Genomic DNA, 501 nt, shown 5'->3' on the forward strand with positions numbered 1-501 from the left:
GGTTATTCCCTTCCACTACATTACCACCACTGACCACTGTACTAATCGTTGGTTGGTCATCATCAATAATGCCACCATTGCCTGTCACACCGCCCACTACCAATGGCAAGGTTTCTGGTGACGCACTGTCGACAATCGTGTCATTAATTGTCGCGACAGTGACCGTGAAGCTGGACACGCCCGCTGGGACGATCAAGTTGCTACCGACCAAGCTCACACCATTGCTAAATGTCGGTGTGGTGTTGTAGTCGCTCGTTGCTGTCGCTGTACCGCCACCCAAGCTGTACGCATAGGTCGAGGCAATTGTGGTACCCGATGTCAAGGACACGGTGTACGTCAGATTATTCCCTTCCACTACATTACCACCACTGACTACTGTACTAATCGTTGGTTGGTCATCATCAATAATGCCACCATTGCCTGTCACACCGCCCACTACCAATGGCAAGGTTTCTGGTGACGCACTATCGACAATCGTGTCATTAATTGTCGCGACCGTGA

Annotated in this window: 1 pseudogene; it reads right to left on the reverse strand. The window is 50.7% G+C overall.

Features of this window, described 5'->3' with window-relative positions:
* A pseudogene (locus KDM90_RS17595) lies at positions 1-501 on the reverse strand (hypothetical protein); the annotation flags it as partial.

This window comes from Affinundibacterium fentianense, assembly GCF_018139545.1.
Lineage (GTDB): Bacteria > Pseudomonadota > Gammaproteobacteria > Burkholderiales > Burkholderiaceae_D > Undibacterium > Undibacterium fentianense.